Here is an 18,700-nt window from a genome sequence, read left to right as displayed (position 1 = left end):
GTATTTTTGTGCGGATCGTCTTAGATCTGCGCGAAAGGAGTGAAAATTCAGCGGGCGATAAGAAAGATCGAAAAAAGGCTTGTGCTCTCAGACGGGATCCCTATAATGCGCCTCCATCGACACGGAACAACGGCTTACAGGCCGCCGGGTTGAGAGGGTCAGGAAGCTGAACCGCCGGAGAAAAACTTCCCAAAAAGAAGTTGACTCTGAAGGAGGAAAGCGTAATATACGCCACCTCGCAGCAGGCCGCCAAGGCGCCAGCCGCACCGCTCTTTAACAATTTATCAGACAATCTGTGTGGGCACTCGCAGGATTGATATCAGCGCCGCAAGGCGCAAAAAAATATCAAGTCTTAAGAGTGAACACATAATGAAATTCATTATGACGTTTTACACTTGAGCATCGCTTCACTTGTTGAAGCAAATCGAACTTTTAAATTGAAGAGTTTGATCATGGCTCAGATTGAACGCTGGCGGCAGGCCTAACACATGCAAGTCGAACGGTAGCACAGGAGAGCTTGCTCTTTGGGTGACGAGTGGCGGACGGGTGAGTAATGTCTGGGAAACTGCCCGATGGAGGGGGATAACTACTGGAAACGGTAGCTAATACCGCATAACGTCTACGGACCAAAGTGGGGGACCTTCGGGCCTCACACCATCGGATGTGCCCAGATGGGATTAGCTTGTTGGTGAGGTAATGGCTCACCAAGGCGACGATCCCTAGCTGGTCTGAGAGGATGACCAGCCACACTGGAACTGAGACACGGTCCAGACTCCTACGGGAGGCAGCAGTGGGGAATATTGCACAATGGGCGCAAGCCTGATGCAGCCATGCCGCGTGTATGAAGAAGGCCTTCGGGTTGTAAAGTACTTTCAGCGGGGAGGAAGGGAGTGAGGTTAATAACCTCGTTCATTGACGTTACCCGCAGAAGAAGCACCGGCTAACTCCGTGCCAGCAGCCGCGGTAATACGGAGGGTGCAAGCGTTAATCGGAATTACTGGGCGTAAAGCGCACGCAGGCGGTCTGTCAAGTCGGATGTGAAATCCCCGGGCTCAACCCGGGAACTGCATTCGAAACTGGCAGGCTAGAGTCTTGTAGAGGGGGGTAGAATTCCAGGTGTAGCGGTGAAATGCGTAGAGATCTGGAGGAATACCGGTGGCGAAGGCGGCCCCCTGGACAAAGACTGACGCTCAGGTGCGAAAGCGTGGGGAGCAAACAGGATTAGATACCCTGGTAGTCCACGCCGTAAACGATGTCGACTTGGAGGTTGTTCCCTTGAGGAGTGGCTTCCGGAGCTAACGCGTTAAGTCGACCGCCTGGGGAGTACGGCCGCAAGGTTAAAACTCAAATGAATTGACGGGGGCCCGCACAAGCGGTGGAGCATGTGGTTTAATTCGATGCAACGCGAAGAACCTTACCTGCTCTTGACATCCACGGAATTTGGCAGAGATGCCTTAGTGCCTTCGGGAACCGTGAGACAGGTGCTGCATGGCTGTCGTCAGCTCGTGTTGTGAAATGTTGGGTTAAGTCCCGCAACGAGCGCAACCCTTATCCTTTGTTGCCAGCGATTCGGTCGGGAACTCAAAGGAGACTACCGGTGATAAACCGGAGGAAGGTGGGGATGACGTCAAGTCATCATGGCCCTTACGAGCAGGGCTACACACGTGCTACAATGGCGCATACAAAGAGAAGCGACCTCGCGAGAGCAAGCGGACCTCACAAAGTGCGTCGTAGTCCGGATCGGAGTCTGCAACTCGACTCCGTGAAGTCGGAATCGCTAGTAATCGTGGATCAGAATGCCACGGTGAATACGTTCCCGGGCCTTGTACACACCGCCCGTCACACCATGGGAGTGGGTTGCAAAAGAAGTAGGTAGCTTAACCTTCGGGAGGGCGCTTACCACTTTGTGATTCATGACTGGGGTGAAGTCGTAACAAGGTAACCGTAGGGGAACCTGCGGTTGGATCACCTCCTTACCTGAAGATACTTTCCCGCGTAGTGTCCACAACAGATTGTCTGATAGAAGTAATGAGCAACAGTACAGAGTCCCCATCGTCTAGAGGCCCAGGACACTGCCCTTTCACGGCTGTAACAGGGGTTCGAATCCCCTTGGGGACGCCATCTCCTGATAATGAGTGAAAGACATTATCAACCGTATCTCAAAGCTGATTCTGCCTGAAGGCGAGTCATGTTTGAGATAACTGCTCTTTAATAATCCGGAACAAGCTGAAAATTGAAACGACGTATCGTTTTCATTCTCCGTAATAAGAATGAAATAACACGATACAGTCGAGTCTCTCAAATGCTTACAACTCAGCAGTCTTTACTGACATCAGTAATGAGCGAGCTAAGTGAAGGTAAGGCGTCAGCGCGCAGCAGGCGGAGTGGACGTAATGTCCATGAGCACTGTGAGCACTGCACAATGCCGCCATCACGACGCGCAGCCATTACGGACAGAAAGGACGCTTGTGGGTTGTGAGGTTAAGTGACTAAGCGTACACGGTGGATGCCCTGGCAGTCAGAGGCGATGAAGGGCGTGCTAATCTGCGATAAGCGCCGGTAAGGTGATATGAACCGCAACAACCGGCGATACCCGAATGGGGAAACCCAGTGTGTTTCGACACACTATCGCAACATGAATACATAGTGTTGCGAGGCGAACCGGGGGAACTGAAACATCTAAGTACCCCGAGGAAAAGAAATCAACCGAGATTCCCCCAGTAGCGGCGAGCGAACGGGGAGGAGCCCAGAACCTGAATCAGTTTGTGCATCAGTGGAAGCGTCTGGAAAGTCGCAGGGTACAGGGTGACACTCCCGTACACAAAGATGCACTTGCTGTGAGTTCGAAGAGTAGGGCGGGACACGTGATATCCTGTCTGAATATGGGGGGACCATCCTCCAAGGCTAAATACTCCTGACTGACCGATAGTGAACCAGTACCGTGAGGGAAAGGCGAAAAGAACCCCGGCGAGGGGAGTGAAACAGAACCTGAAACCGTGTACGTACAAGCAGTGGGAGCACCTTCGTGGTGTGACTGCGTACCTTTTGTATAATGGGTCAGCGACTTATATTCTGTAGCAAGGTTAACCGTATAGGGGAGCCGCAGGGAAACCGAGTCTTAACTGGGCGTTAAGTTGCAGGGTATAGACCCGAAACCCGGTGATCTAGCCATGGGCAGGTTGAAGGTTGGGTAACACTAACTGGAGGACCGAACCGACTAATGTTGAAAAATTAGCGGATGACCTGTGGCTGGGGGTGAAAGGCCAATCAAACCGGGAGATAGCTGGTTCTCCCCGAAAGCTATTTAGGTAGCGCCTCGTGAACTCATCTCCGGGGGTAGAGCACTGTTTCGGCTAGGGGGCCATCCCGGCTTACCAACCCGATGCAAACTGCGAATACCGGAGAATGTTATCACGGGAGACACACGGCGGGTGCTAACGTCCGTCGTGAAGAGGGAAACAACCCAGACCGCCAGCTAAGGTCCCAAAGTCATGGTTAAGTGGGAAACGATGTGGGAAGGCACAGACAGCCAGGATGTTGGCTTAGAAGCAGCCATCATTTAAAGAAAGCGTAATAGCTCACTGGTCGAGTCGGCCTGCGCGGAAGATGTAACGGGGCTAAACCATGCACCGAAGCTGCGGCAGCGACACTTATGTGTTGTTGGGTAGGGGAGCGTTCTGTAAGCCGTTGAAGGTGGACTGTGAGGTCTGCTGGAGGTATCAGAAGTGCGAATGCTGACATGAGTAACGATAAAGCGGGTGAAAAGCCCGCTCGCCGGAAGACCAAGGGTTCCTGTCCAACGTTAATCGGGGCAGGGTGAGTCGACCCCTAAGGCGAGGCCGAAAGGCGTAGTCGATGGGAAACAGGTTAATATTCCTGTACTCGGTGTTACTGCGAAGGGGGGACGGAGAAGGCTATGTTAGCCGGGCGACGGTTGTCCCGGTTTAAGCGTGTAGGCTGGTGTTCCAGGTAAATCCGGAACGCCTTAAGGCTGAGGCGTGATGACGAGGCACTACGGTGCTGAAGTAACAAATGCCCTGCTTCCAGGAAAAGCCTCTAAGCATCAGGTAACAACGAATCGTACCCCAAACCGACACAGGTGGTCAGGTAGAGAATACCAAGGCGCTTGAGAGAACTCGGGTGAAGGAACTAGGCAAAATGGTGCCGTAACTTCGGGAGAAGGCACGCTGGTGCGTAGGTGAAGCGACTTGCTCGCGGAGCTGAAGCCAGTCGAAGATACCAGCTGGCTGCAACTGTTTATTAAAAACACAGCACTGTGCAAACACGAAAGTGGACGTATACGGTGTGACGCCTGCCCGGTGCCGGAAGGTTAATTGATGGGGTTATCGCAAGAGAAGCTCCTGATCGAAGCCCCGGTAAACGGCGGCCGTAACTATAACGGTCCTAAGGTAGCGAAATTCCTTGTCGGGTAAGTTCCGACCTGCACGAATGGCGTAATGATGGCCAGGCTGTCTCCACCCGAGACTCAGTGAAATTGAACTCGCTGTGAAGATGCAGTGTACCCGCGGCAAGACGGAAAGACCCCGTGAACCTTTACTACAGCTTGACACTGAACATTGAGCCTTGATGTGTAGGATAGGTGGGAGGCTTTGAAGCGTGGACGCCAGTCTGCGTGGAGCCAACCTTGAAATACCACCCTTTAACGTTTGATGTTCTAACCTGGCGCCATAATCTGGCGTGGGGACAGTGTCTGGTGGGTAGTTTGACTGGGGCGGTCTCCTCCTAAAGAGTAACGGAGGAGCACGAAGGTCAGCTAATCACGGTCGGACATCGTGAGGTTAGTGCAATGGCATAAGCTGGCTTGACTGCGAGAGTGACGGCTCGAGCAGGTGCGAAAGCAGGTCATAGTGATCCGGTGGTTCTGAATGGAAGGGCCATCGCTCAACGGATAAAAGGTACTCCGGGGATAACAGGCTGATACCGCCCAAGAGTTCATATCGACGGCGGTGTTTGGCACCTCGATGTCGGCTCATCACATCCTGGGGCTGAAGTAGGTCCCAAGGGTACGGCTGTTCGCCGTTTAAAGTGGTACGCGAGCTGGGTTTAGAACGTCGTGAGACAGTTCGGTCCCTATCTGCCGTGGGCGCTGGAAGATTGAGAGGGGTTGCTCCTAGTACGAGAGGACCGGAGTGAACGCACCACTGGTGTTCGGGTTGTCATGCCAATGGCATTGCCCGGTAGCTAAGTGCGGAAAAGATAAGCGCTGAAAGCATCTAAGCGCGAAACTTGCCTCGAGATGAATCTTCCCTGACCCTTTAAGGGTCCTGAAGGGACGTTGAAGACTACGACGTTGATAGGCCGGGTGTGTAAGCGCAGCGATGCGTTGAGCTAACCGGTACTAATGACCCGTGAGGCTTAACCTTACAACACCAGAAGCGTTCTGGTGAGCAGTGAGAGACAGAAGACAATTTTCAGCTTATCCGGACAAGAATTAAGCTGTTCTGCCTATTACGCATGCGGGACGGAGCAGGAGATTTTATCTGCCCTGCGGACGTGAGTCTGCGGAGTGTGATTTAAAAGATTAGCGGGAACGAAAGAGTTTGTGCTGAGGCAAAGCGGCAAACGCAGCGAAGGAAGGAGCATACTGAAGTATGTGACTGAGTTTGCAAGTGAAGCCAGCGCAGCAGCAGCGCAAAATATTCGTTCCGTGCACCAAGATTTGCCTGGCGGCTGTAGCGCGGTGGTCCCACCTGACCCCATGCCGAACTCAGAAGTGAAACGCCGTAGCGCCGATGGTAGTGTGGGGTCTCCCCATGCGAGAGTAGGGAACTGCCAGGCATCAAATAAAGCGATAACCCTGACCTCACGGTCAGGGTTTTTTGCGTTATGGGGCAGGGAAATTATTCGGCCCAGAGTCAGTATTATGCGTACAGTGGCAGGGGGGATTGCGCTCAGAGTCAGTATTATGCGTACAGGGGCCGGGGGGATTGCGCTCAGAGTCAGGGTCTTGCGTACAGGGACCGGGAAAATTGCGCTCAGGTGACCCTGACCCAAAATCCTGCTCCATTCAGAAACAGAATTCCGGCATGATAAACACTCCCCTGAACGGAGGCTGTGCCGATGAAAAAGTCACGATTCACCGAAGAGCAGATTGTTTTTGCCCTCAAGCAGGCTGAACTGGGTACGTCAGTGCCGGACGTCTGTCGCAAGCTGGGCATTTCGGATGCCACTTTCTATACGTGGCGTAAAAAATACGGCGGCATTTCTCCTTCGGAGCTGAAGCATATGCGGCAACTGGAAGAGGAAAATCTGCGGCTGAAGAGGCTGGTTGCCGATCTGAGCCTCGACAAGGCGATGCTGCAGGACGTGCTGGCAAAAAAGAGCTGACGCTGGCACGCCTGCGCGAATGGGTCAGGGATTTGCAAGCCCGCTACGGTGCCAGTGAGAGACAGGTCTGTTTTGCGCTGCGGGTCAGCCGCAGCTCGTTTCGATATCGTTCTGTGGCCGCCGACGACAGCGCACTGCGGCTACGCATCCGTGAGATAACCGAAACCCGGGTTCATTACGGGTACCGCCGGGTACACGTGATGCTCAGGCGGGAAGGCTGGCGCGATAATCACAAAAGAATCTACCGCCTCTACTGTGAGCAGGGTCTGTCGCTGCGCCTCAAACGGCCACGCCGCAATAAATCGGCCCAGCGCCGACAACCGCAGCCTCAGGGTCTGTATCCGAATCACGTCTGGGGCATGGATTTTGTCTCGGACGCGCTGTTTAACGGGCGACGACTGCGCCTGCTGACGGTTATCGACCTTTACACCCGCGAATGCCTGGGGATCTGCGTAGGGCAGAATCTGCGTTCAACAGAAGTGGCAGAAATGCTGAACAGCATAGCGCTCAGGCGTCCCTTACCGCAGTTGCTGAAAACCGATAATGGATCTGAATTTGCAGGAAAAATGCTGGATAGGTGGGTCTATGAAAGAGGGATCAGGATCGACTTCTCACGGCCGGGAACACCGACGGACAACGCCACGGTCGAGTCCTTCAACGGCAGGTTGCGGCAGGAATGCCTGAACGAGAACTGGTTCATGTCTCTGGAGGATGCACGGTGCAAAATCGAGGCCTGGCGCATACACTATAACCAGAGTCGTCCCCATTCTGCACTGGGCTGGATGACTCCCTCTGAATTTGCCGAAAAATCTGCCGGTTGCCAGAATACGCAACCAACATGAAGCCGGTTATTCCTGATTATGAATGGATCACATACGGGGAGCGGGTCAACCAACCGACATTACTAACTGAGGGTTGTATCTAATCCGGGGGGCAGGTCACAGGATCAGGATTACTGCATTCAGGCCCCGCTCACGGTCATGACTGTTACGTGCTGGCCTGTAAATCATCCCGTAACCTTCACTCAGTACCGGCAGAGCGGCGCTGTGTTTCCCGCCACTGAGCAATAAAATCCACCACGGTATCCACCGCATTCAGATCCAGCACTGGCACCCGACACTCCCATACGCTATCGCCAGGAATTCTCAGTGAGGGTGAGCAGGGCCGGCGGAAACATACATCATCCCCATGAATAGTCCGACAACCCCAGTGATAAAGAGGGGCAAAAGTGCGTTCTGACTGGTGATTCGCGAAGCATCCCTATACTGCGCGTGCCTTACAGCCTTACAGCCTTACAGCCTTACAGCCTTACAGCCTTACAGCCTCGCTACGATCGCTGGAGGTCATCTTATCTGTCATGTATGAACAAACCTATTTTATGCGTACCACACAACAGGACTATATCGTCCTCAGCCAGCTCGATATATCGTGTTCAGTCTGCTTCTGCTCATTCACAAACTCTTATATCCATCATTTGGCCAGACTCATCGAACGGACATAATGCACGTAAAATAATTATCCTGTCCCAGTACTCCAGCCAGAAACCGAGTCCCGGCATGATAATTTCTCCCTGAGCGCAGGCGATGCCGATGAAAAAACATTGTTTACCGAATAATAAATTCCTTTGTCATCAAACAGGCTGAGCTGCGAACATGTATGCTGGCCGTCTGCCGTAAGCTGATTATCTCTGACGCCACTTATCCTGACGGCATAAGACATACTGTGGGTTTTCACGTATCAAACTGAAGCAGAGCGTGCCCACATATAGGGTTGCCAGATAATCACAAGCGCGTTATAGAGTGATGGTAACTATCTATAGATTAGAGGAATACAGAGTAGGAGAGAAGTAAAGGGAAGGAGATAAGGGGAGCAGGCGATAAGGGGAGAGAGAAGGAACATTGAGCCAGCTAAGCAGCTGGCTCAGGCCATAAAAGACAAATCAGTACAGTGACGTGGTTCCGGCTGGGCGCGTTTTGAAACGGCGATGCAGCCACATGTACTGATTAGGAGCACGCATAATTTCACGCTCAATGACTTTGTTCATATAAGCAGCGGAGCGCTGCTCATCTTCAATCGGATAATCCTTGAGTTCCGGTTGGATAACCAGCTCATAACCGCCACCGTCTTCATTACGGATCAGCACCACGGTTATCATTGCGGGCTTCGCCATACGGGCTATCATCCATGTACCACTGGTCGTTGCGGCTTCAGGCACGGCAAACAGCGGGGCGAATACGCTGCCTTTTGGGCCATAGTCCTGGTCAGGCGCAAACCAGACGGCTTCTCCCTGCTTAAGCGCATGCACCATGCCTCGCAGGTCACGACGGTTGATCATCGCCTTATTAGAGCGCATGCGTCCTTTAGTCTGCACCCACTCCATCAGCTTGTTATTGTGTGGACGATACATAGCCATCATCGGCTGGCACAGGCCCATTGCCCGGCCACCCAGCTCAAGTGACATAAAATGTACGCCGATTATCAGCGCGCCACGCCCGTCCTGTTGAGCCTCGCGAAGATTATGCAGGCCGTTAACTTTGAACCAGCGGCGAACGCGGCGATCGGACCAGAACCAGGCCATGCCCGTCTCCAGCAGACCCATACCCAGTGATTCGAAGTTCTTTACGATACGCCTTTCAAGCTGATCCGCGGGCATATCAGGGAAGCAGAGTTCCAGATTACGTCGGGTAATACGAATACGGCGCTTAAGAAAGCGCATAGAGGTGCGGCCCATCCACGTACCCAGCTTCTCGAGGAAAGGGAATGGCAACTGAACAAGTAAAAATAGAAGTCCCAATCCGATCCACGTTACAAAATAACGAGGATGCATCAGGCCTAAGGTAAAACGAGGTGAAACCTTCATATTTCTCTCTTTTAGCGTACAAGGGGAGGTAGCGCCAAAAGATATACATCACCAGCGATACATTAATTTGGACAACTGTATCGTCAGGAAGTTAGTTCGGCAAACGGCACTTTACACAAACAAGACAATTCTGAGGAAGATGAAACTATAAAAAAGGCGCTAACAGTAAGGTAGCGCCTTGATGACAATAAACCCGACTTAGTTCATGCCGTATTTTTTCAGTTTTTTACGCAGCGTACCGCGGTTGATACCCATCATCAGGGCTGCACGTGTCTGGTTGCCACGGGTGTATTGCATCACCATGTCCAACAGTGGCTGTTCTACTTCAGCCAGTACCAGCTCATACAGGTCATTCACATCCTGACCATTCAGTTGAGCAAAATAGTTCTTCAGTGCCTGTTTGACCGAATCACGAAGTGGCTTTTGAGTCACCTGATCCTGTGAGTTCACGGTGGAAACGGTCAGTACGTCAGAATTTACGCGTTGTTCGAACATAGTTCTGTCAGCTCTTTATTTCTATTACGCAAGATTTTCGAAGTATGCCTCCAACGCCTCCAGCTGTTCGCTGGCATCCTCAATGGCGTTGAATGTGCGCCGAAACTGGTCGTTTGGGGCGTGCTCCTGGAGATACCAGGAGACGTGCTTTCGGGCAATACGATATCCTTTGCGTTGACCATAAAAGTCATGCAGTTCCCGTAGGTGCCCGATAAGCAAGCGCTTAACTTCAGCTAATGGCATCGGTGCCAGCAGCTCCCCAGTGTCCAGATAGTGCTGGATTTCCCGGAAGATCCAAGGTCTTCCCTGAGCCGCTCGTCCTATCATCAGGGCATCAGCCCCCGTATAATCAAGAACGGCTCTGGCTTTATGCGGGTCAGTAATGTCCCCATTCGCGATAACGGGAATGGAAACGTTCTGCTTAACTGTCCGAATGCTGTCGTATTCAGCGTTGCCGTTGAACATACAGGCGCGAGTACGGCCGTGTATGGTCAAAGCCTGAATGCCACAGCGCTCAGCCAATTGGGCAATCTCTACACAGTTGCGGTTGTCTGTGTCCCAGCCGGTGCGAATTTTCAGCGTAACGGGGATATCTACCGCGTTCACCACCGCAGAGAGGATAGACTTCACCAGCTCCGGATGCTGTAACAGGGCGGATCCCGCCATCTTACGATTCACTTTCTTGGCCGGACAACCCATATTAATGTCGATAACCTGCGCGCCAGATGCAGCATTAACGCGTGCGGCTTCAGCCATATCTACCGGGTCACAACCGGCAATTTGCACGGTACGAATACCGGGCTCGTCACTGTGTACCATGCGCAGCCGAGATTTATCGCTCGCCCAAACTTCAGGGTTTGACGACAGCATCTCGGATACGGTCATACCAGCACCCATTGCATAGCAAAGAGTCCGGAAAGGCCTGTCGGTAATCCCGGCCATTGGTGCTGCAATCAGACGATTGCGAAGCTGGTGATTTCCTATGCGCATGAAAAAAAAGTGACCATTGTGTGTCCGCAAGGCGGCGTATATTACGCATTTTTTCAGTAAGATGAAAGGCCAAACTTTGAACAATTGCCTTTAACAAAGCATGGTCAGGGTGACGCAACCGCAGGAAAAGTATTTTATTGTTATATATCAATAGATTAAAAACACACGGTCAAAATGGCATCATATTATTTCTTTTTGTATGAATGCCAATCCGCATAAAAAGCATCACATCTGCCTTTTACCGGCAGATGTGATGAGAGAAAGCGTGAAAAGCAGTGGATCCCACCAGCAATAAGCGAAACTTTTAATGAATAACGACGCGACCGTTGAGCGGTTGTACTGGACGGCTGTTTTGCTGAGCCAGCGCCGCCTCAAACGCAGCGATTTGTGCCTTGGAAGCATATACCGGATCTTTCATCACCAGCCAGCGAACGCCTTCAGTGCAGGGCGGGGTGGTGAGAGATCCGCTAAAGCGGTAATAGTGTTTGTCGCCCGGCATTAAGTGCGCGAGTGCAAGTGGTTTACTCAGCTTCTGCGCCTGATTAATCTGCGCGGGAATATTATTCAAAATATCAGCGATGACGGGGTTCTCTTGCCCTTCGTCAATCATTACGCCGATCACCGTCAGCTCCCCCTGGGCACTGCTGTTCACAAAGTGAACTTCAAGCGGGTAGGTCCGCCCATCAATGAGATTTTCAGACGGCGTGTGGAAATGAAACTGTTTCAGGGTAAAAGTAGTGCCATCTACTACTAAATGATCGCCATCATTGACGTCGATCTGGATGGTATGCCCATTATTAATAATGGATTTATCCTTAGCGCTAAAGGACATAGACAGGGGGGAAAGTTCACCTTTAATGGTTTTCTGTATATCAATCGGTGACTGATTAAAACCCTTCTCACAGGTGGCAAAGGCATTGTTAAGCGTACCCCATTTGTCTGGTGCACTTTCCCCGGAGTATGACCATTTGCCGTGAGCGTCAGCATGAACGAAGGGAGCAGTAAGAAGTGCTAAAACTAACGCGCAGGAGTTGATTCTAAATTTCATAGTAGCTATCCAAAAAAAGCCGCGAACGACGTCGTTCACGGCGGGATTGGGATGCTAATAACTCATGGTTACTATTTCAATATATATATTACTAAAGAGTAACCATATTTGATTTTGATCAATTTTTAGACACTCTTGTGCCCGTTATTCTGCACCATTCCTCTTTTTCTGCCACAGGATCCAGGACAAATGCCTGTTCATAGGCTTCACATACGCTTTCTGCCTGACTCGCCAGTATCCCTGAAAGACCCAGATGACCCCCTGCTTTTGGCAGCACGCTAATCAGGGGCGCGAGTTCACGGAGTGGACCAGCAAGAATATTTGCGACCACCACATCGGCACTGAGGTTATCAGGCTGTTCATGCGGCAGATAAAGCGTCAGGTTATCTGATACGCCGTTGCGTTCTGCATTATCCCGGCTGGCCTGAATCGCCTGTGGATCGATATCAATCCCAATCGCCTTTGCAGCCCCCAACTTTAATGCCGCGATTGCCAGGATACCGGAGCCGCAGCCAAAATCGATCACCGTTTTGCCCGCCAGATCCAGGCTATCAAGCCAGGAGAGACAAAGGGCCGTAGTAGGATGGGTACCCGTACCGAACGCCAGGCCAGGGTCCAGCATCACATTCACCGCGCTGGGATCGGGAACATCTCGCCAGCTTGGGCAGATCCACAGGCGTTGGCCAAAGCGCATAGGATGGAAATTCGCCATCCATTCACGTTCCCAGTCTTTATCTTCGATCTGTTCAATTTTATGCAAAAAGTTCGCGCCCAGTAGCGGATGCTGTGATAAGCCCGCAATCACGTCCTGCATTTCGGTTTCGGCATCAAACAGACCAATGACGTCAGTATCGCCCCACAGACGGGTTTCCCCGGGAAGGGGTTCAAATACCGGATTATCGTGAGTATCCTGAAAGGTTACTGATACGGCGCCATTCTCGAGCAGCGCATCGCCCATCTCTTCAGCCTGAGCGCCAGTGGTGTTGATTTTCATTTGTATCCAGGGCATTGCATTTCTCTTTATTTAAACGGGGTTGACGCCACCGCTGATGACGAGTCGGTATGGCCAAAGCGGTTACCAATGACGAATGCGATCAGGCTTATCAGCAGTGACGGCACGATAGGATGAAAGCCCCAGGGCTGAAGCGACAGGCTGGCAAGCAGCGTGTAGCAGCCTGCACCGGAGATCATACTGCTCAGGGCGCCTGCGGCATTGGCCTTCTCCCAGTACAGACCGAGAACCAGAGGCCACAGGAAGACGGCCTCAAGGCCGCCAAATGCCAGCAGGTTTAGCCAGATAATCATCTCAGGTGGCTTCCACGCGGCACCCAGCAGCAGCAGGCCCAGCACAAGGGTAATGATGCTGGACATCCGCTTCATCAGCCGCTCATTATCCATCTGCTGCGGGCGAACCCGCAAATAAAGATCTTTTACGATCGTTGCAGAAGATTGTAGAAGCTGGGCATTGATAGTCGACATGATGGCGGCCATCGGTGCGGCGAGAAAGATCCCCGCCGCCAGCGGCGGCAGCACATGGATCATTAGCGTGGGGATCACACTATCGGGGATCGCCAGGTCAGGCATCACGGCCCGGCCCAGCGCGCCGGCAAGGTGCATGCCGAACATCAACACGGCTACCACGACAGTGCCGAGGATCATTCCCCGATGCACGGCCTTACTGTCTTTATAGGAGATGCAGCGCACCGCCGTGTGCGGTAGCCCCACGACGCCGAAACAGACCAGCACGGAAAACGAGGCGAGGAACGTAGGGCTAAGGATGTTATCCACGCCGCCCGGGGAGAGGAGCTGGGGATCAATCTGCTGAAGCTTATTAACGGCGCTGTGGAGGCCGCCAGCCGCATGAATCACCGCAAAAAGCAGCAGGAAGGTGCCAGCCAGCATCACCACACCCTGCATGGCATCATTCAGTACGCTGGCGCGAAAGCCGCCAAACGCGGTATAGAGCGCGATCGCGCCGCCAAAGATAAGCAGCCCCGTATCGTAGGGAATGCCAGCCGCCGTCTCCAGCAGGCGTGCGCCGCCAATGAACTGGACGGTCATCGCGCCTATAAACGCAACCAGCAGGCTCAGGCTGGCAAACCAGACCAGCAGGGGACTGCGATAGCGGCCATACAGCATATCGTTCAGGGTTACCGCATTATAGCGTCGTGCAAGAATGGCAAATTTCTTGCCGAGAATGCCCAGCGACAGCCAGACGGCGGGTACCTGTACCATCGACAGCAATACCCAGCCCAGGCCATATTTATAGGCCGCCCCTGGTCCACCGATAAACGAGCTGGCGCTAATGTAGGTGGTGGTCAGCGTCATCGCCAGCACGAAACCGCCCATTGACCGGCTTCCCAGGAAATATTCCGTCAGAAAATTACCGGTCTGGCGCTTACGCATGGCATAGACAGAAAGCCCGGCTACCAGCAGCAGATAGGCGATAAGCGGCAGAATGATCTCAAGTCTCACTCTTGTCCTCCAGAGGAATGTCACGAAAGACCAGCCTGACCATCAGCCAGCACAGGAGTATAAATACGCCGGGAACCAGCATGCAGGCCATTTCAAACCAGTGTGGCAACCCGGTGAAGCCGGGTTTACTGTCGGGCAGCCAGGCCATCAGTGACCAGGCTGCAATATAGCCGACGGCCAGCCAGAGGGACCAGCGGGCCTCGCGATGAGCCTGAACAAAGCGTTTGTCCATGTCGATACCTCACCTGGTACTTTTATACGTAAAGAAAAAGGCCGGTCAGACCGGCCTTTTTGGCGAAACATCAGGCTAATCAGGTTTCCTGAAGACCGAGCTTCTTCTCCAGGTAGTGGATATTGGTTCCACCCTGCTGGAAGTTTTCGTCGCTCATAATCTTCATCTGTAGCTCAACGTTAACCTTGATGCCGTCGATGATAAGCTCAGCCAGCGCATTCTTCATGCGGGCAATAGCCACTTCACGGGTTTCACCGTAGGTGATGAGCTTGCCGATCATGGAGTCGTAATACGGCGGCACGGTGTAGCCGGCATAGATATGCGACTCCCAGCGAACGCCAAAACCACCTGGCGCATGGAAGCGGGTGATTTTGCCCGGGCTGGGCAGGAAGGTATTCGGATCTTCTGCGTTGATACGGCATTCAACCGCATGGCCGCGAATAATCACGTCTTCCTGTTTGATCGACAGTGGCTGACCGGCAGCAATGCGCAGCTGCTCTTTAATCAGATCCACACCGGTGATCATCTCCGTTACCGGATGTTCAACCTGAATACGGGTGTTCATCTCAATAAAGTAGAACTCACCATTTTCAAACAGGAACTCGAAGGTACCCGCACCGCGATAGCCGATGTCGATACAGGCTTTTGAACAGCGCTCACCGATAAAACGACGCATCTCTTCGGAGATGCCTGGCGCTGGCGCCTCTTCAACCACTTTCTGATGGCGACGCTGCATTGAGCAGTCGCGCTCCGCCAGATAGATGGCGTTGCCCTGACCGTCTGCCAGTACCTGAATCTCGATATGGCGCGGGTTTTCCAGGTACTTCTCCATATAGACCATATCGTTGTTGAAAGCCGCTTTCGCTTCCGCACGGGTCATATTAATGGACTGTTCCAGGTCTTTATCGTGACGAACGACGCGCATACCACGACCGCCGCCGCCGCCAGAGGCTTTGATGATCACCGGATAACCGATACGCTTCGCAAAGGCACGGTTTTTATCCATATCATCATTCAGCGAACCGTCTGAACCGGGTACGCAGGGAACACCGGCTTTTTTCATCGCGTTGATGGCGGAGACTTTGTCACCCATCAGACGGATAGTTTCAGCTTTAGGACCGATAAAGATAAAGCCTGAACGTTCAACCTGTTCGGCAAAGTCCGCATTTTCGGACAGGAAGCCATAGCCGGGGTGAATCGCCACGGCGCCGGTGATCTCCGCTGCGGAGATCAGAGCAGGGATATTCAGATAGCTTTTAACGGACGGTGCCGGGCCAATACATACGGTTTCGTCCGCCAGCAGTACGTGTTTTAAATCGCGGTCAGCGCTTGAGTGCACGGCAACGGTTTTGATGCCCAGCTCTTTACAGGCGCGCAGGATGCGCAGCGCAATTTCACCGCGGTTAGCAATTACAATTTTTTCCAGCATGGTTCGCCTCGTTATTCGATGACTACCAGCGGCTCGTCAAATTCAACGGGTTGGCCGCTTTCAACCAGGATCGCTTTCACTACGCCGGATTTATCGGCTTCGATCTGGTTCATCATTTTCATCGCTTCAACGATGCACAGCGTGTCGCCAGCGTTAACTTTCTGACCCACTTCCACAAATGCTTTGGCATCCGGGCTTGGTGTACGGTAGAAGGTACCGACCATTGGTGAACGTACGATATGGCCACTGATCTCAGCAGCAGCAGGCGCTTCCATCGCCGGAGAGGTTGCAGGTGCAACGGCTGTTGCCAGAGCGGGCTGCTGCATCATCGGCGCAGCATAAGCCTGCTGCATCATTGGGTAGCCCGTATTCACAGGCGCACGACTGATGCGAACGGACTCTTCACCTTCAGAAATTTCCAGTTCAGCAATGCCTGATTCTTCAACCAGTTCGATCAGTTTTTTAATCTTACGAATATCCATGAGTGTGGTTCCGTACTCTGTTTAATGAGATTGTGACAGGCGTTTGACCGCCGTCTGTAAAGCCCAGGTATAACCGTCGACACCAAGTCCACAAATTACGCCGGCAGCAATATCAGAAAGATAAGAATGATGGCGAAACGGTTCGCGAGCATGCACGTTTGAGAGGTGCACTTCAATAAACGGGATACTGACTGCAAGCAGGGCATCACGAAGTGCAACGCTGGTGTGCGTGAAAGCGGCCGGATTAATGACGATATAATCAGTATTGCCTCTGGCCTCATGAATACGGTCAATCAGAGCGTATTCTGCATTCGACTGAAGATGGCTCAGCTTCACCTGAAGAGCGTCAGCCTGCGAAGTTAACCCGCTGACGATCTCTGCCAAAGTGGTTGTCCCGTACTTCTCAGGCTCACGCGAGCCAAGAAGATTGAGGTTGGGACCGTTTAAAAGCAGTATGTGAAACTTGTCGGCCATCTTGCTGCTATCTCCTGCGATAAATAGGGCATCGGACAAAATACATCGGCAAAAGCCATTTGTCACCCATAAGGGTGAAAATTGGCACGCGCGCAGGTTTAAAGCCGGGCATTATAACGATTTCGGGGCAATTAGCAGCTAAATACTGGTCGTATCAGCGAAGATTATCAACTGCCCCTCTGAAATCAGGGGCAGTTAATTTTACGTTATGCGGGATCGGACACACTCCTGACGGGCGCTAGCGCAGCCACTGGCGGAACTTTTTATAGCGCAATGCCAGCAGGATCGCGGCAATCAGGGCATAAATCCACGGCTGCGGAGAGAAGGTTTTGACCGACCAGAGATAGTGCACGGGCGCCAGCACGGCCACCAGGTAAATGAGATTATGCAGGGTTTGCCAGCGCTTACCCAGTTTTCGCTGCGCTTTCTGCCACGAGGTTGCGGCCAGCGCGGTCAGAATAATCCAGCTGACAATCCCCAGCGTCAGGTAAGGGCGGGAAATCAGCTCTGAGCCTAACATGCCCAGATTGCTGATACCCAGCTCAAGCACCGAATAGCTCACCAGATGTAGCGTTGCCCATGCAAAACACCACAGGCCGAGCAGGCGACGTACGCGAATAAGTAGAGGCTGCCTGGCGTAGCGGGCCAGCGGCGTTACCAGCAGCGAGGCCAGCAGGAATTTTAGTGCCATCCTGCCGGTAAAGTGCTGAATGTCTTTGGCCGGATCGGCACTGAACCAGCCCTGGTCGATCGATAAAAACAACCACAGCAGCGGCAGAAATCCTGCCAGGTGTAGCAGCACTTTAAACGCGGTAACCTGCCTGAGCGTCAGCCGCTTCACTAAAAATTCTCCCGCAGATCGAGGCCATGGTAGAGCGAAGCCACCTGGCTGGCATAGCCGTTGAACAGCAGCGTCGGCTGGCGTTTTACGTCCAGAATCCCCCCCGACCCAATAAAACGCTCGGTGGCCTGCGACCAGCGCGGGTGATCGACATGCGGATTCACATTGCCATAGAAACCGTATTCATTAGAGGCCAGCTGATTCCAGGTGGTGGGGGGCATATCTCTGACCAGGGTGATTTTAACGATCGATTTAATGCCCTTAAAACCATATTTCCAGGGCACCGTCAGGCGGATCGGCGCGCCGTTTTGTGGCGGGAGGGCCTTGCCATACACGCCGGTCGTCAACAGGGTAAGGGGATGCATTGCCTCATCAAGTCTGAGTCCCTCGACGTAGGGATAGTCAATGCCGCCGCCGATAAAGCGGTCCTTCTGGCCGGGCATTTCATCGGGGGCATAGAGGGTCTGGAAGGCGACATAGCGGGCATTACTGGTCGGTTCTGCCGCCCGCAGCAGCTTACCCAGCTCAAAACCGACCCATGGCACTACCATCGACCAGGCTTCCACGCAGCGCATGCGGTAAATGCGCTGCTCAAGGGGGAAGCGTTTAAAGATGTCGTCCATGTTCAGCGTCAGGGGCTTTGCCACCTCGCCGCCAATTTCGATTTTCCAGTCGGTAGTTTTGAGCGTGCCTGCATTGGCGGCAGGGTCGGCTTTGTCCAGACCAAACTCGTAGAAGTTATTGTAACCGGTCACCTTGTCTTCGGGCGTGAGGGGCAGCGCCGCCTGGTAACGCTCAGGTTTACTAAAGTCCAGCGCTTTGCCAGGGGGCGCTTTGGGGCGATCGTTGCCTTTGAACCACGAAAGAACGTCAGCCTGCGCCGCAGGGGGAATAGAGAGGGCTGCCGCGCTAATCCCCAGCGTTTTCAGCAGCTGGCGGCGTTGAGCGTTAAACACGCTTTCTGGCGTAACGTCATTTTCGGTAAGTTTATCAACGGGTTTCATCGGGCGCGCTCCACTGGCGAAT

Annotated in this window: 11 protein-coding genes, 1 tRNA gene, 3 rRNA genes and 2 pseudogenes; 5 read left to right on the top strand and 12 right to left on the bottom strand. The window is 52.9% G+C overall.

The annotated features are described in order from the left end of the window. Positions 1–434 precede the first annotated feature (434 nt). The 5 genes and pseudogenes from AAGR22_RS19800 (at position 435) to AAGR22_RS19780 (ending at position 7,190) form a co-directional block, all read left to right on the top strand. Positions 435–1,976, top strand: a 16S ribosomal RNA gene (locus AAGR22_RS19800). Positions 1,977–2,045: 69 nt separating this feature from the next. Further along, positions 2,046–2,121: transfer RNA gene (locus tag AAGR22_RS19795), tRNA-Glu, on the top strand. 358 nt (positions 2,122–2,479) lie between these two features. Further along, positions 2,480–5,384, top strand: a 23S ribosomal RNA gene (locus AAGR22_RS19790). Positions 5,385–5,683: 299 nt separating this feature from the next. Then, a 5S ribosomal RNA gene (gene rrf / locus AAGR22_RS19785) occupies positions 5,684–5,799 on the top strand. The 16S, 23S and 5S rRNA genes sit together here with 1 tRNA gene alongside, the layout of an rRNA operon. Positions 5,800–6,081: 282 nt before the next feature. Then, positions 6,082–7,190 (top strand): annotated as a pseudogene (locus AAGR22_RS19780) (IS3 family transposase). Between the two features lie 1,097 nt (positions 7,191–8,287). Here AAGR22_RS19780 and lpxP read toward each other — a convergent pair. The 12 genes and pseudogenes from lpxP to msrP form a co-directional block, all read right to left on the bottom strand. Next, positions 8,288–9,208: a kdo(2)-lipid IV(A) palmitoleoyltransferase gene (lpxP, locus tag AAGR22_RS19775; RefSeq protein WP_067710204.1), complete on the bottom strand. Its 921-nt coding sequence runs from the start codon at positions 9,206–9,208 to the stop codon at positions 8,288–8,290. A gap of 198 nt (positions 9,209–9,406) precedes the next feature. Then, positions 9,407–9,703 carry a DNA-binding transcriptional regulator Fis gene (fis, locus tag AAGR22_RS19770; RefSeq protein WP_000462905.1) on the bottom strand — a complete coding sequence of 99 codons (297 nt, stop codon included), beginning with the start codon at positions 9,701–9,703 and terminating at the stop codon, positions 9,407–9,409. Further along, a pseudogene (dusB, locus tag AAGR22_RS19765) lies at positions 9,685–10,693 on the bottom strand (tRNA dihydrouridine synthase DusB). The gene fis and the pseudogene dusB overlap by 19 nt, the downstream one beginning before the upstream one ends. A 304-nt stretch (positions 10,694–10,997) precedes the next feature. Beyond that, positions 10,998–11,741: a carbonic anhydrase family protein gene (locus AAGR22_RS19760; protein WP_345829201.1), complete on the bottom strand. Its 744-nt coding sequence runs from the start codon at positions 11,739–11,741 to the stop codon at positions 10,998–11,000. Between the two features lie 118 nt (positions 11,742–11,859). Continuing rightward, positions 11,860–12,750, bottom strand: coding sequence for a 50S ribosomal protein L11 methyltransferase (prmA, locus tag AAGR22_RS19755; protein ID WP_067710209.1), 891 nt, complete (start codon positions 12,748–12,750; stop codon positions 11,860–11,862). 11 nt (positions 12,751–12,761) lie between these two features. After that, positions 12,762–14,216: a sodium/pantothenate symporter gene (gene panF, locus AAGR22_RS19750; RefSeq protein WP_067710211.1), complete on the bottom strand. Its 1,455-nt coding sequence runs from the start codon at positions 14,214–14,216 to the stop codon at positions 12,762–12,764. Continuing rightward, the gene (locus AAGR22_RS19745) at positions 14,206–14,448 is read right to left on the bottom strand and encodes a YhdT family protein (RefSeq protein WP_345829198.1); all 243 of its coding nucleotides are present in this window, start codon (positions 14,446–14,448) and stop codon (positions 14,206–14,208) included. Before AAGR22_RS19745 ends, panF begins: the two co-directional genes overlap by 11 nt. A gap of 79 nt (positions 14,449–14,527) precedes the next feature. After that, complete coding sequence (accC, locus tag AAGR22_RS19740) at positions 14,528–15,877, bottom strand: acetyl-CoA carboxylase biotin carboxylase subunit (protein WP_067710215.1); 1,350 nt, start codon at positions 15,875–15,877, stop codon at positions 14,528–14,530. Between the two features lie 11 nt (positions 15,878–15,888). Beyond that, complete coding sequence (gene accB, locus AAGR22_RS19735; protein ID WP_067710217.1) at positions 15,889–16,359, bottom strand: acetyl-CoA carboxylase biotin carboxyl carrier protein; 471 nt, start codon at positions 16,357–16,359, stop codon at positions 15,889–15,891. A gap of 21 nt (positions 16,360–16,380) precedes the next feature. After that, a complete protein-coding gene (gene aroQ / locus AAGR22_RS19730) occupies positions 16,381–16,833 on the bottom strand; it encodes a type II 3-dehydroquinate dehydratase (protein WP_345829195.1) in 453 nt (150 codons plus the stop codon). Between the two features lie 238 nt (positions 16,834–17,071). Beyond that, positions 17,072–17,674 (bottom strand): protein-methionine-sulfoxide reductase heme-binding subunit MsrQ, encoded by a 603-nt coding sequence (msrQ, locus tag AAGR22_RS19725; RefSeq protein WP_345829193.1) that lies wholly within the window; start codon positions 17,672–17,674, stop codon positions 17,072–17,074. Continuing rightward, positions 17,674–18,678: a protein-methionine-sulfoxide reductase catalytic subunit MsrP gene (gene msrP / locus AAGR22_RS19720; RefSeq protein ID WP_067710223.1), complete on the bottom strand. Its 1,005-nt coding sequence runs from the start codon at positions 18,676–18,678 to the stop codon at positions 17,674–17,676. The genes msrQ and msrP overlap by 1 nt, the downstream gene beginning before the upstream one ends. Positions 18,679–18,700 lie beyond the last annotated feature (22 nt).

This window comes from Erwinia sp. HDF1-3R, from assembly GCF_039621855.1.
Classification (GTDB): Bacteria; Pseudomonadota; Gammaproteobacteria; order Enterobacterales; family Enterobacteriaceae; genus Erwinia.
Note: the sequence above shows the minus strand (reverse complement) of the source record. Positions and strands in the feature narration are given on the sequence as shown.